General features: G+C 63.2%; 8 protein-coding genes. 1 reads left to right on the forward strand and 7 read right to left on the reverse strand.

Translation table 11 applies throughout. The features are described 5' to 3' along the window. The first annotated feature begins 34 nt into the window (after positions 1 to 34). Complete coding sequence (gene tkt, locus JFT63_RS05155; RefSeq protein ID WP_186563258.1) at positions 35 to 2,089, forward strand: transketolase; 2,055 nt, start codon at positions 35 to 37, stop codon at positions 2,087 to 2,089. A gap of 166 nt (positions 2,090 to 2,255) precedes the next feature. Here the strand turns inward: tkt and uvrA are convergent, their stop codons facing one another. The 7 genes from uvrA to JFT63_RS05120 all read right to left on the reverse strand — a co-directional run bounded on the left by uvrA (position 2,256) and on the right by JFT63_RS05120 (position 13,627). Beyond that, on the reverse strand, positions 2,256 to 4,775 hold the full coding sequence (gene uvrA, locus JFT63_RS05150; RefSeq protein ID WP_198843540.1) for an excinuclease ABC subunit UvrA: 2,520 nt from the start codon (positions 4,773 to 4,775) through the stop codon (positions 2,256 to 2,258). After that, positions 4,772 to 6,484: an ATP-binding protein gene (locus JFT63_RS05145; RefSeq protein WP_186563263.1), complete on the reverse strand. Its 1,713-nt coding sequence runs from the start codon at positions 6,482 to 6,484 to the stop codon at positions 4,772 to 4,774. The genes uvrA and JFT63_RS05145 overlap by 4 nt, the downstream gene beginning before the upstream one ends. Before the next feature lie 101 nt (positions 6,485 to 6,585). Next, a complete protein-coding gene (locus tag JFT63_RS05140) occupies positions 6,586 to 9,657 on the reverse strand; it encodes an error-prone DNA polymerase (RefSeq protein WP_198843541.1) in 3,072 nt (1,023 codons plus the stop codon). Between the two features lie 118 nt (positions 9,658 to 9,775). After that, positions 9,776 to 11,191: a Y-family DNA polymerase gene (locus tag JFT63_RS05135; protein WP_198843542.1), complete on the reverse strand. Its 1,416-nt coding sequence runs from the start codon at positions 11,189 to 11,191 to the stop codon at positions 9,776 to 9,778. Positions 11,192 to 11,198: 7 nt separating this feature from the next. After that, positions 11,199 to 11,813, reverse strand: coding sequence for a translesion DNA synthesis-associated protein ImuA (gene imuA / locus JFT63_RS05130; RefSeq protein WP_057702806.1), 615 nt, complete (start codon positions 11,811 to 11,813; stop codon positions 11,199 to 11,201). Next, the gene (gene lexA, locus JFT63_RS05125) at positions 11,813 to 12,430 is read right to left on the reverse strand and encodes a transcriptional repressor LexA (RefSeq protein ID WP_057702804.1); all 618 of its coding nucleotides are present in this window, start codon (positions 12,428 to 12,430) and stop codon (positions 11,813 to 11,815) included. The genes imuA and lexA overlap by 1 nt, the downstream gene beginning before the upstream one ends. Before the next feature lie 567 nt (positions 12,431 to 12,997). Next, a complete protein-coding gene (locus tag JFT63_RS05120; protein ID WP_057702803.1) occupies positions 12,998 to 13,627 on the reverse strand; it encodes a ribonuclease T2 family protein in 630 nt (209 codons plus the stop codon). Positions 13,628 to 13,631 lie beyond the last annotated feature (4 nt).

The following is a 13,631-nucleotide window of genomic DNA, read 5'->3' on the forward strand; positions in this document are numbered from 1 at the left end:
CACTGTAGATCGCCACCCGAGGGAGACAGGTTTCATGAATCACGCTGCCACTGCTGCCGACACTCAATGCATCAACACCCTGCGCACCCTGGCCATGGACGCCGTGCAGAAGGCCAATTCGGGGCATCCGGGCACGCCCATGGGCCTGGCGCCGGTGGGGTATACGCTGTGGAGTCGCTTCCTGCGTTATCACCCTGAACATCCCGACTGGCCTAACCGTGACCGTTTTGTGTTGTCCGTGGGTCATGCGTCGATGTTGCTGTATTCGCTGTTGCACCTGGCCGGTGTGGTGGAAATTGACGCCCATGGCCAGCGCTCCGGCCAGCCGGCCATCAGCCTCGACGATATCAAGCAGTTCCGGCAGATGGGCTCCAAGACCCCAGGCCACCCCGAGTACCGTATGACCACCGGCGTGGAAACCACCACCGGCCCGCTCGGCCAGGGCTGCGCCAACAGCGTGGGCATGGCCATGGCCCAGCGTTGGCTGGCCGAGCGCTTTAACCGCGACGACCAGGTGCTGTTCGACTATGACGTCTACACCCTGTGCGGTGACGGCGACATGATGGAAGGCATCAGCAGCGAAGCGGCCTCCATGGCCGGGCACTTGAAGCTGGATAACCTGTGCTGGATCTACGACAACAACACCATCAGCATTGAGGGCCACACCGAACTGGCGTTCAGCGAAGATGTGATCAAGCGCTTCCAGGCCTACGGCTGGCATACCCAGCATGTCACCGACGCCAATGACTTGCAGGCGTTGAGCGTGGCGCTGGAAACCTTCAAGGCCAACACCGGCGCGCCGACCCTGATCGTGGTCGACAGCGTGATTGGCTATGGTTCGCCGCATAAGCACAACACCGCTGCCGCCCATGGCGAGCCATTGGGCGAAGACGAGATTCGCCTGACCAAGGCTGCTTATGGCTGGCCGCAGGATTCGAGTTTTCTGGTGCCCGACGAGGCCCGCAGCGTCCTGCGCGATGCCCTCTACGAGCGCGCTGAACCGCTGTACGCCGAATGGAACCAGACCCTGGCAACCCTCGACCCGCCACGCGCCGATGAACTGCACCGGATGCGCGCCGGGGAAATGCCCGAGCAATGGCAGGCGCATCTGCCCAGCTTTGCCGCCGATGCCAAGGGCGTTGCCAGCCGCGCCTCCGGCGGCGAGGTACTGAATGCCTTCGCCCAACAGATCCCCTGGTTACTGGGCGGCTCGGCGGATTTGTCGCCGTCGACCAAAACCAACCTGACCTTCGACGGTGCCGGGCGTTTCAGCGCCGATGACTACAGCGGGCGCAACCTGCACTTCGGCATCCGCGAGCACGCCATGGGTGCGATTGCCAATGGCATGGCGCTGTCCTATCTGCGTCCGTACACCTCGACCTTTCTGGTGTTCAGCGACTATATGAAACCGCCGATCCGCCTGGCGGCGATCATGGAAATACCGGTGATTTTCGTGTTTACCCATGACTCCATCGGCGTGGGTGAAGACGGGCCTACACACCAGCCGATCGAACACCTGACTCAACTGCGCGCCACGCCGGGGCTGTTGACCCTGCGCCCGGGCGACGCCAATGAAACCCTGGAGTTATGGAAGGTGGCCCTGGCGCAAACCCATCGGCCAAGCTGCGTGGTGCTGTCGCGCCAGGCGCTGCCGACCCTGGACCGCACCCGGTATGCGTGCGCCTCCGGTGCGGCCAAAGGTGCCTATGTGTTGGCTGGTGCGGATAAGCCTGAGGTCATACTGATCGCGACCGGCAGTGAGGTCAGCCTGGCGGTGGCTGCCTACGAGCAACTCAGGGGCGAAGGCGTGGCCGCGCAAGTGGTATCGATGCCGAGTTGGGAGCTGTTTGAAGACCAGGATCAAGCCTACCGCGACAGCGTCTTGCCGCCCGCGATAAAGGCCCGGGTCGTGGTAGAGCAAGCAGGCCCTCTGGGTTGGGATCGCTACGTCGGGCAAACCGGCGCCAAGGTGGTGATGAACAGCTTTGGCGCGTCGGCGCCGTTGGCCAAGTTGCAGGAAAAGTTCGGGTTTACCGTGGAGAATGTGGTGAAGCTGGCCAGGGAGCAGACCCAACTGAACAAACGCTGATCAACAGGTGGGATGGGGCGTGCCCTAATGCCTGTAGGAGCGAGCTTGCTCGCGAAAAACGCCAACGATAACGCGTGCTTCCTGAATAATCGCGGCGCCTATGGGTTTTTCGCGAGCGAGCTCGCTCCTACAACTGCCTGGCCTTGGCCCCTCCCACATTTGGCTATCAGGTTAGCGCTTGGGCCAGGTAAGTCGCGGTGCGACTGTTCTTGCTTTTGGCAACCTTGTGCGGCGTACCGCACACCACTACCTTCCCGCCCTGGTCCCCTGCCCCCGGCCCGATATCAATGACCCAGTCGCTCTGGGCCACCACACGCATCTCATGCTCGACCACAACCACGCTATGCCCCGCGTCTACCAGTTGATTCAACTGGCTGAGCAAGCGGTCCACATCCTTGGGGTGCAAGCCGGTGGTCGGCTCATCGAGTACATACAAGGTAGCGCCGCGGGCATTGCGTTGCAGTTCGGTGGCGAGCTTGATGCGTTGGGCTTCACCGCCGGACAGTTCGGTGGCGGGCTGACCAAGACGCAAATAGCCCAGGCCGATATCGCGCAGCACTTGCAATGAGCGCAGTACGCCAGCCTCCTCGGCAAAGACTTCCACTGCCTGCTCGACCGTCAGCCCCAGCACCTGCGCGATGTTCAAACCCTGCCATTTGATCGCCAGGGTTTCGGGGTTATAGCGCGCACCATGGCAGGTGGGGCATGGCGCGTACACGCTGGGCATAAACAACAGCTCAACACTGACAAAACCTTCACCCTCGCAGTTCGGGCACCGGCCCTTGGCGACGTTGAAGGAAAATTGCCCGGCGTCATAACCGCGCTTCTTGGCTGCCGGCGTAGCGGCGAACAGCTTGCGCACATGGTCGAACAGCCCGGTGTAGGTCGCCAGGTTAGAGCGCGGCGTGCGACCGATGGGTTTTTGGTCCACCTGCACCAGGCGGCGAATGTGTTCCAGCCCGGCACTGATACGCCCGCCGCTGGCTTGCGGTGCGGCGTCTTCCAGGCTGGGTTCGTCGTCGTTTTCCAGCACGCGCCCAAGCCCCGTGCCCACCAGCTCCAGCAACGCCTGGCTGACCAGGCTGGATTTACCCGAGCCGGAAATACCGGTTACCGCGGTAAAGCAGCCCAGCGGAAATTCCACCGTCAGGTCCTGGAGGTTATTACGCGTCACCCCGTCGAGCTTCAACCAAGCGCTGGGCTTGCGCCGCGCCACGTTGGCCGGGCGCTGTGGGGCAAACAGATACTCACGGGTCTGTGACGCCTCGACAGCCTCCAACCCCGCAGGGGGCCCGCTGTACAGCACTTGCCCGCCATGTTCACCGGCCGCCGGGCCCACGTCGATCAACCAGTCGGCGCGGCGCATGGTTTCCAGATCATGCTCCACCACAAACAATGAATTACCCGCAGCCTTTAATCGCTCAAGCGCGCTGAATAACGCTTCGCCATCCGCCGGATGCAGGCCCGCCGAGGGCTCGTCCAATACATAGATGACGCCGAACAACTGCGAGCCCAACTGGGTGGCCAGGCGCAAGCGCTGCAACTCTCCCGACGACAGGGTCGGCGTGCTGCGCTCCAGCGACAGATAGCCCAGGCCCAACTCGATCAGGGTGTTCACCCGTTCGAGCAAGTCCTGGGCAATGCGCTGGGCTGCCAGGCGTTTTTCCACCGACAATTTCATCTTGTCCTGCCCCGCCGCCACCGGCTGCAGCAACTCGGCCAATTGTGCCAGGGACAGTTGCGACAACTCACCGATATCCACCCCGGCAAACTTCACCGACAGCGCTGCCTGGGTGAGGCGCTTGCCGTGGCATAACGGGCAGGCACTGCCCTGCATGAACTGCGAGACGCGCTTTTTCATCAGCGCGCTTTGGGTGTGGGCGAAGGTGTGCAGGATGTAGCGCCGGGCGCCGCTGAAGGTGCCCTGGTAGCTGGGGTCGAGCTTGCGTTTCAACGCATCGCGGGTCTGCTGCGGGGTGAAGCCGGCGTACACCGGCACGGTGGGGGTTTCTTCGGTGAACAGGATCCAGTCGCGCTGTTTTTTCGGCAGCTCACGCCAAGGGATGTCGACGTCATAGCCCAGCGTCACAAGGATGTCGCGCAGGTTCTGGCCCTGCCATGCCAGCGGCCACGACGCCACCGCACGCTGGCGGATAGTCAAGGAGGGATCGGGCACCATCAGTGCTTCGGTCACTTCATACACGCGACCCAAACCATGGCATTGCGGGCACGCGCCCTGAGGCAGGTTCGGGGAAAAATCCTCGGCATACAGCATGGCCTGCCCCGGCGGATAGCTGCCGGCGCGGGAGTACAGCATACGGATCAGGCTGGACAGGGTAGTGACGCTGCCCACCGAGGAGCGCGCACTCGGTGTGCCGCGTTGCTGTTGCAGGGCCACCGCCGGCGGCAAGCCCTCAATGCTGTCCACATCCGGCACGCCTACCTGGTCGATCAAGCGCCGCGCATAGGGCGCCACCGATTCGAAATAGCGACGTTGCGCCTCGGCATACACGGTGGAAAACGCCAGGGACGATTTGCCGGAGCCGGACACACCGGTAAACACCACCAGGGCATCGCGGGGAATATCGACGTCGACGTTACGCAGGTTATGTTCACGGGCGCCACGCACCCTGACAAAGCCCGATTGCTGGGCGCTAACCGCAGGGATGTTGCGCTGTGATGTCATGGGCAACCTTGTCTTGCGCTGAGCACCCTGCGCACGCGTTGAGTCAGGGCATCAGGACTGTAGGGTTTGCTCAGCAGGTGGATGTCGGCGCTGAGCAAATGATTGGAGGATAGAATGTCGCGGGTGTGGCCGGAGGTGAACAGCACCGCCACCGGCGGGTTTTGCGCACGCGCCCAAGTGGCCAGGTCGGTGCTCTTGACCCGGCCTGGCATCACCACGTCGGTGAAGATCAGGTCCGGCGCCGCGCCGCGCTGCAACACCTGCATCGCGCGGTCGCCATCTTCGGCGGTCAGTACGGTATAGCCCGACTGCTGCAGCAACTCGACCACCGTCAGGCGCACGCCTTCATTGTCTTCGACCACCAGAATGGTTTCCTGGCCGCCGCCTTGCAGGTCCACGTCACTGTCGTCGTCGAGGCATTCGGGCTCCAGGCTATGGGGAAAATACATCTGTACCACTGAGCCCTTGCCCTCCTCGCTCCACATATCCACGTGCCCACCACTCTGGCGTACAAAACCAAACACCATGCTCAGCCCCAGGCCGGTGCCGTGGCCTTCGCGCTTGGTGGTGAAAAAGGGTTCGAAGGCGCGCTTGAGGGTCGCCTGGGACATGCCTACACCGGTATCGGACACCGCCAGGCGCACGTACTCGCCGGGCCTGATGCTTTTACCGACGCAATCGTTGGGGTTGAGGATGACGTTTTCCCCGGTGATGCGAATTACCCCCTCGCCCTGCATGGCATCCCGGGCGTTGATCGCCAGGTTAAGCAGCGCGTTTTCCAACTGGTTGCGGTCGACATTGATGCACCAGGAGTCCTGGGGCAGTTGCACGTCGATATGAATGGTTTCGCCCAGCGCCCGTTGCAGCAACTCGCCCAGACCGGCGTAGATGCGTTGCGGGTTGTACACCGCCGGTGATAATGGTTGGCGTCGGGCAAACGCCAGCAGTTGCGAGGACAGCTTGGCCCCACGCTCGACTGCGGCGATGGCCGCGGTGACGCGACGTTGCACCTGGCAATTATCCGGTTCATGCCGGGCAAGCAAATGCAGATTGCCGGCGATCACTTGCAGCAGGTTATTGAAGTCATGGGCCACGCCCCCGGTGAGGCCGCCAATCGCCTCCAGCTTTTGTGACTGACGCAACTGGTCTTCGGCGGCAGAGCGCGCCTGCACCTCAGCGGCCACGCGTTGCTCCAGGTTATGGGTGAGTTCCTGACGTACCCGCTCGGACTTCACCAGCTCGGTGGTTTCCACCACAATCGCCAGCACACCGGCCGGCTCCTGATTATCACCGGCCACCGGGCTGTAATAGAGGTCCAGCCACACGCTTTCCGGCCGGCCGTGACGCGACAACACCAGTTCCTTGTTGTTGAACGACAAGGTCCCGCCCGCCAGGCATGTATCGACCACATGCCGATTGAATTCGGCCACCTCCGGCCAGCCCAGCTCCACCGGCGTGCCCAATAGGTAGGGATGGCGCCCGCCGGCAAATGCCGAATAGCTGTCGTTGTAGATCATGTACCCCGCCCGCCCCCACAACATCACCATCGGCACCGGTGAGGCGAGCATCATTTGCACGGTGCAAGCCAGGCTTGTGGACCACTGATCCAGAGGGCCAAGGTCGGTCGTTGACCAGTCAAACGTGCGTATCCGCTGAGCCATTTCGCCGGCCCAGCCTTCACAGCCGTGGGGGTTGGATAAAAATTGCATCATTAGGCTCTGTGCGCAGGAGTAGACAATCGCAAGTTTTGGAGCGCGCCGACGGTGGATGGTTTCATCTTGTACGCATTGGAATGCACAAACCACTGAACTCAATGAAAATCCCGGCTGCGCACCACGATTCCATCCAACAGCGGCGTCAAATCGGTCAGGCGCCCTGCGATCAAATGCCGCACCTCGCCCACCGCTTCCCAGCGCCCATCCACCTTGAGCAGGCGCGAGCCCACCAGCGCCTGGCGCTGGCGCTCGGCCAGGTCGCGCCAGACCACCACATTGAGGTTGCCGAATTCATCTTCGAGGGTGACAAAGGTCACACCACTGGCCGTACCGGGGCGCTGCCGACCGGTTACCAAACCGGCGATGCTCACATTGCGCCCATGCTCCACCGCCAGCAACTCTTGGGAACTGCGGCAGCGGCGCTTGCGCAACTCGGTGCGCAGCAAGGCCAGGGGATGCGGCCCAAGGGTGGTGCCCAGCGTGGCGTAATCGGCTTGCAGGTCCTCGCCTACGCTGGGCGCGGGCAATTGCACCACGGTTTCATCCGGACTTGGCTGGCCGGCAAACAAGCCGAGTTGCTTGTGCACACCGGCCATGTCCCAGCGGGCCTGGTGCCGGTTGCCGGCCAGGGCGCGCAAGGCTCCGGCATCCGCCAGCAGCGCCTGGGCCCGGGCATCCAGGCCAGCGCGGGCGTCCAGGTCGGCGATGTCGCTGAACGGTTGCCGTTGGCGTGCGGCTTCGATGCGCCGCCCATCGTCCTCGCGAAACCCCGAGATCATACGCAAGCCCATCCGAATCGCCGGTTGCCGACCATCGATAGGCTCCAGGCTGCAATCCCAGTCACTGGCTTGCACATCCACCGGGCGGATCTGCAAACGATGGCGCCGGGCGTCCTGCAGGATCTGGTCCGGGCTGTAGAAACCCATGGGCCAGCTGTTGATCAGCGCACAGGCGAAAGCCGCCGGCTCATGGCACTTGAGCCAGCAACTGGCGTAGGTCAGCAGGGCAAAACTGGCCGCGTGGGATTCGGGGAAGCCATAGCTGCCAAAGCCTTTGATCTGCTCGAAAATCTGCGCGGCAAAGGCTTTGGTGTAGCCGTTCTTGAGCATACCGTCGCGCAGACGTTTCTGGTGCGGCTCCAGGCCGCCGTGACGTTTCCAGGCGGCCATGGAGCGGCGCAACTGGTCGGCCTCACCAGGGCTGTAGTCGGCGGCGACCATGGCGATCTGCATCACTTGTTCCTGGAACAAAGGGATACCCAGGGTGCGTTTGAGCACGGCCTCCAATTGGGGTGAAGGATAGGTTTCTGCTTCCTCTTTGTTCCTGCGGCGCAAATACGGATGCACCATGCCGCCCTGAATCGGCCCAGGGCGCACGATGGCGACTTCGATCACCAGGTCATAGAAGGTTTGCGGCTTGAGCCTGGGCAACATCGACATCTGTGCCCGCGATTCGATCTGGAACACGCCGATGGTGTCGGCCTTGCTGATCATGGCGTAGGTCGCCGGATCTTCCTTGGGAATGTTCGCCAGGCTCAAATCCAGGTTGCGATGCCGACGCAGCAAATCGAAACAGCGGCGGATGGCGCTGAGCATACCGAGGGCGAGGATATCCACTTTGAGCAGGCCGACGGCGTCCAGGTCATCCTTGTCCCACTGGATGATGGTGCGCTCAGCCATGGCCGCGTTCTCCACCGGTACCAGGGTGTCCAGCGGGTATTCGCTAATCACGAAACCGCCAGGGTGCTGGGACAGGTGCCGGGGGAAACCGATCAATTGCCGGGTGAGCGTCAACACGCGGCGCAGCAGTGGGCTGTCCGGGTCGAAGCCGCTTTCACGCAGGCGTTCAAGAGGTGGCGCGTCATCGCTCCAGCGCCCGCAGCAGTCGGCCAGCGCATTGATCTGGTCCGGCGGCAGCCCGAGGGCCTTGGCCACATCGCGCACCGCGCCGGCGGCATGGTAGCTGCTGACCACCGCAGTCAACGCTGCACGGTGGCGGCCGTAACGCTGGAATACGTATTGCAGCACTTCTTCGCGGCGTTCGTGCTCAAAGTCCACGTCGATATCCGGCGGTTCATTGCGCTCTTTGGAGAGGAAGCGCTCGAACAGCATGTCGGTCAGGCTTGGGTCGATTTCGGTAATTCCCAAGGCAAAACACACCGCCGAATTGGCCGCCGAGCCACGGCCCTGGCACAGGATCGAACGGCTGCGGGCGAAGCGCACAATGTCGTGAACCGTGAGGAAATAACTTTCGTAGCCCAACTCGCTGATCAGTCCAAGTTCCTTGTCGATCTGCTGCAAGGTCCTGGCATCGGCGCCCTTGGGCCAGCGCCGGGCAATGCCTTCTTCGGTGACCGCACGCAACCAGGAGGCGGCGTCATGGCCTGTCGGCACCAGTTCGCGTGGGTAGTGATAGCGCAACTGGCTCAGGTCGAAGGTGCAACGCCGTGCAATCGCCAGGGTTTCGTCAAGCAGCGCTTGCGGGTACAGCGCGGCCAGGGCATCGAGGCTGCGCAAATGCCGCTCGCCATTGGGATGCAATAACGTACCGGCGTCGGCCACCGCGACGTGATGACGGATGGCGGTCATGGTGTCTTGCAGGGCGCGGCGGCCGCGAGCGTGCATGTGCACATCCCCGCAAGCCACCGCCGGGATCTGCAACTGGGCGGCCAGGTTCAGGCGTTGTCCCAGGTGGTGTTCGTCGTCCTGGCCGCAATGCAATTGCACCGCCAACCACAGGCGCCCGGCGAAGGTGCGGCGCAGCCATTGGATCGAGGCCTGGGTGTCGTGGTCCTGCGCCACCCACAGCGCCAGCAGGCCGGGCAGTGGTTGCTCGAAGTCTTCCTGCAGCAGACGGTAACGGCCTTTTTCGGCACGGCGCCGGGCCAGAGTGATCAGCCTGCACAGGTGCTGGTAGCCGCTGAGGTCTTGCACCAGCAGCACCAGTTTGGGGCCGTTTTCGATGCACACTTCACTGCCGATAATCAGCGGCAAGCCCACCGCTTTCGCCGCCTGCCAGGCCCGTACAATGCCCGACAAGGTGCATTCATCGGTGATTGCCAGGGCGCTGTAACCCTGGTGTTTGGCCCGCTGGAACAGCTCCAGTGCACTGGAGGCACCACGCTGGAAACTGAAATTGGACAGGCAATGCAGTTCGGCGTAGCTCATGCGCTATTCGCCGCTGTAGGAGCGAGCTTGCTCGCGAAAAACTTGAAGGCGCCGCGTTCATTCAGGATGCCGGCGTCATCGTTGACGACCTTCGCGAGCAAGCTCGCTCCTACAGAGCTCATGCAAACCAGCCTTGCAGCCACAGCCCATCGCTGCACCCCACATTGCGGTAGGCCCAGCCTTGCTGGCCGGCGCGGGTCTGGATCAGGTAATAGTCGCGGCGGATATCGGCGCCATCCCACCAGCCGGATTCGATGCGCTCCGGGCCCATCAATATATGCACGCCCTGCTCGGCCACCAGCGTCGGTTCGGGCAGCAGCCAGCCGGGGCGCCGCACCTTGTTCAAGCTCGGGCATGGGCGGCTGTCGGTCGCGGCTTGCCAGGCGCATTCGGGGCGATGGTCGGCGTGAAAGCGCAGGCCCTGCACCGCCTCATCCCCCAGGCGCGCGCGCAGACGTTCGCGCAACTGTTCCCACGGCAGGGTTTGCTGCGGGCGGTCGTCGAACAGGTCCTGGCGCTGAGGCACGAACACCGGCAAGTCCTCGGCCACCAGGCGCAAACCACGTACCGGCGAGGTGACCTGGACCTGCTCCAGGCGCCCACGGGCCAGCTCAAACAACATCAAGGGCTCGCGCTCGGCACTGAGCAGGCCCACCTTGATCACGCTGTCGGGCGCCTGGGCATGTTCCAGGTGCAGGTCAAAGCGCTGCACGCCGCTGTCACGGCCGCACAGGAAGGCCGACAAATCGCCGGTCAAGCGTCGTAATGGAAACAGCAAGGCCTGGTGGGATTGCACATCGAAGTTCAACTCGATGCGCGCCTCGAACTGGTCCGGCGGCTGATAGAACGCCAATGCCAGGGGCCGTTGCCCGCTCAGGGCGTCGAGATGCTTGAGCAGGCTGGCCTCAAAGCGCCGCGCCAAGGTATGCCGCGGCAATGCCTGCACCTGGGCCAGGGTGCGCAGGCCCATGCGGGACAAGGCGGTGGCGGCCTGCGGCTCAAGACCGGCGCGGTCGACAGGCAGTGGCGCCAGGGCCTGCATCAAGGCGTTATCATCGGCCACGGCCAGGCCATCGTAAAGATTTGCCAACACCCGCGCCGCCGCCGGGTTGGGCGCAGCGACGATGCGGTGACGAAAGCCAAGCTCGGTCAACTCCTTGCGCAAGCGCGCCTCGAACTGCGACCAGGGCCCGAACAGGCCCAGGCTCGACTCGATCTCGAACAACAAGGCACGTGGGTAATACAGGCTGACCTGGGAACTGAAGCGGTAAGCCCAGGCGGCAAGAAACTGCTGCAAGCGCTCGATTTCCAGAGGGTCGTATTCCACACAGGCAAAGCCTTTGGCCACGGCATGGGCGGCCGTCAACGATTGACCAGGGCGCAAGCCCAGGGCACGGGCGGCGGTATTGACGGTTTGCAGCACACGTCGCTGCGGCGTACCGGCCAGCAGCGCCAGAGGCTGATCGGGTTCGGGGTGCACACGCTGCGCCCCGTCCAGCGCCAATTGCGGGAAGACGATACAGACCCAACGCATGGCAACCTCAATGCCCCGCCAGGGCAATCGGTGCCGGATGGGCCAACCCACCCCGGCACTTGAGCACGCGCACTTGCGCAGGCTTTGCCTCGACCGCCAGGCGCAAGGCCGCGGGCGAGGCATTGACCGCCTCACTCAAGGAACGCCAGGCGAACGCCAGGGTCTGCCCGGTTTCCGCCGCCACCTGCAAACGCCGCAAGGCCCGATCATCAGCCTTGCGCGGCCAGCACAACACCGCACCGCAACTGCCCGAGCGCAGGCATTGTTCCACCGCCCACAGCGCATCGCGCTCCTGGGCCTGGATAATGGAAAGCTGGCGGATATCCACTCCGGCGTTCTGCCAGGCATGGGGATACGGCGTATAGGGCGGCGCCACCAGCACAATGCGCTCACCCTGGGCCGACAAGCGCGCCAGGGTGGGCAGCACCAGTTGCAATTCGCCCACCCCATCCCGGGCCATGAGGATTTCACTCAAGGCCGCTTCCGGCCAGCCGCCACTGGGCAGCACCGCATCCAGCGCCGCCAGCCCCGTTGGGTGCACGCTGGCCGGTGGCGCAGCGGGACGGCCCTTCCAGACTCGCCCGCCATTGAACAGCGAGTCCAGCGCAACCACGGCGCCCATCAGCCTTGCCTCACCAGGCCGCAGAACACCCCTTCGATGGCCAGGTCCTGATCAGGGCCGACCACAATGGGTTGATACGCCGGGTTGCGCGGCAATAAACGCACGCGCTCGCCGTTGCGCTCGAAGCGCTTGATGGTGACCTCACCGTCCAGGCGCGCCACCACAATCTGCCCGTTCAAAGCTTCGGCACTGCGGCGCACACCCACCAGGTCGCCGTCGAGAATGCCGTCTTCGATCATCGAATCACCCTGTACGCGCAGCAGGTAATCGGGGGTTTTGGCGAAAGTGGCCGGGTCCAGTTGCAAGCGGCTGTGCACGTCGGCATCGGCACCAATGGGCCGGCCGGCCGCCACCCGCCCAAGTACCGGGACATCCAGCCACTCGGGACGCGCAGGTTGATTGAGCAAACGAATGCCACGGGCCTGATTGGGGTTGACCTCGATGAAGCCGGCTTCAGTCAACGCCACCACATGCTTGCGGGCGACGCTGCGCGAGGCAAAGCCGAACGCCTCGGCGATCTCGGCGAGGCTGGGGGGCTGGCCTTGCTGCGCGATGCGCTCGCGGATGAAGGTCAGGATGGCGGTACGGCGAGGAGTAAGATTAGTCATGGAGTACATTTGTACTCCTGTGGGAAATTTCTGACAATAACCGTCAGTCGGCGGTCAACCTCCACGCCATCAAGGCATACCTATCAACACAACTGTGTAGTTAGCCAACCGTAACCACGATGCGAAGCGAGCCGCTCTTGCTCTAGCTCTTGCTCTGCTTTTGATCTTAGGCGCCCCGTCAAACCACGCTGGCCGGAATTCGACAGGGATTTGGGGGGTAAACCGGCAGGGATGCCGGTTTAGCCGCCCCGCGCCATGGATGGCGCGTGGCGGCGGCCCCCCAAATCACTGGCGGATTACGGGCACACCGAGCCTGAGCGAGGTGCCGAGTGGTGGGGCAAGAGCGCTTTGGTTACTTTCGCGCTTTTCGAAAGTGACCCGCCGTAAGGGCGGAACCCATATCAGCCGTTACCCAAATAACGGATATGCACTCGATCAAAGTCCAGCATCCTGGTCGGCTCTTAGGCCGCCATCGGGGGCAAGCCCCCTCCCACATTTGGACCCCAGCACATCAGATATAGATTCGGCGACTTACACGCCGTCACGGGAGCAAGAAGCTGGCCCCCGCAACTGAGCTCAGCGCTGCGTCGGAATACGAATATCACCACTACGGCATTGGCTTTTCACGCTGCGCGGGCACCCGGTGAATGCCAGCTCCTTGGTCAGGCACACGCGCACCTCCGACAGCACCTTGCCCTTGCAGATTACCGCCAAGCCGTGATTGCCCATGCGCGGGTTACTCTCGCGAAACAAGTCCTCAATCTCACGCGCCTGTAGCGACGCGGGCGTATTGAATGGCTGCAGTTGTGGCGGAATGACCACCGCGCCGAGGGCCGTGTCGGTCTTGTCCAGATACTCCAGCGGTTCGAGCCCGCTGCAGGTCCCATGCTTGGCCCACTCGTGCTTGAGCAGCGCACGGGTTGGAAACAGCGCCGCGCCCTTGTCCATTTCCTCGGCATTCAAGCGTGAGTGTGGCGCACAGGAGGCCGGCCACCCTCCCCGCGCGTATTGCGGCCACAAGCCGTGCAACACAAACCCATAGCCCTTGCCCGTGCACTGTTCATTGCCTGGGTGCGTCAGGCAGAAGGTCGGAGACCACGACAACGACAGCACATAAAAGTCAAACTCCCCCGGTAGCCCTTGGTCACGCGGCGCCGCCGTTGCAACTGTGGCGATCAGGAGCCACAACACCATCCAGTATTTCATCCCG

Source organism: Pseudomonas sp. MF7453 (assembly GCF_016405455.1).
GTDB classification, from domain to species: Bacteria; Pseudomonadota; Gammaproteobacteria; order Pseudomonadales; family Pseudomonadaceae; genus Aquipseudomonas; species Aquipseudomonas paralactis.

Bases quoted from the DNA above. Each gene is read 5' to 3' on its own strand.
- tkt (WP_186563258.1), top strand. From the start codon at position 35: ATGAATCACGCTGCCACTGCTGCCGACACTCAATGCATCAACACCCTG.
- uvrA (WP_198843540.1), bottom strand. From the start codon at position 4,775: ATGACATCACAGCGCAACATCCCTGCGGTTAGCGCCCAGCAATCGGGC.
- JFT63_RS05145 (WP_186563263.1), bottom strand. From the start codon at position 6,484: ATGCAATTTTTATCCAACCCCCACGGCTGTGAAGGCTGGGCCGGCGAA.
- JFT63_RS05140 (WP_198843541.1), bottom strand. From the start codon at position 9,657: ATGAGCTACGCCGAACTGCATTGCCTGTCCAATTTCAGTTTCCAGCGT.
- JFT63_RS05135 (WP_198843542.1), bottom strand. From the start codon at position 11,191: ATGCGTTGGGTCTGTATCGTCTTCCCGCAATTGGCGCTGGACGGGGCG.
- imuA (WP_057702806.1), bottom strand. From the start codon at position 11,813: ATGGGCGCCGTGGTTGCGCTGGACTCGCTGTTCAATGGCGGGCGAGTC.
- lexA (WP_057702804.1), bottom strand. From the start codon at position 12,430: ATGTACTCCATGACTAATCTTACTCCTCGCCGTACCGCCATCCTGACC.
- JFT63_RS05120 (WP_057702803.1), bottom strand. From the start codon at position 13,627: ATGAAATACTGGATGGTGTTGTGGCTCCTGATCGCCACAGTTGCAACG.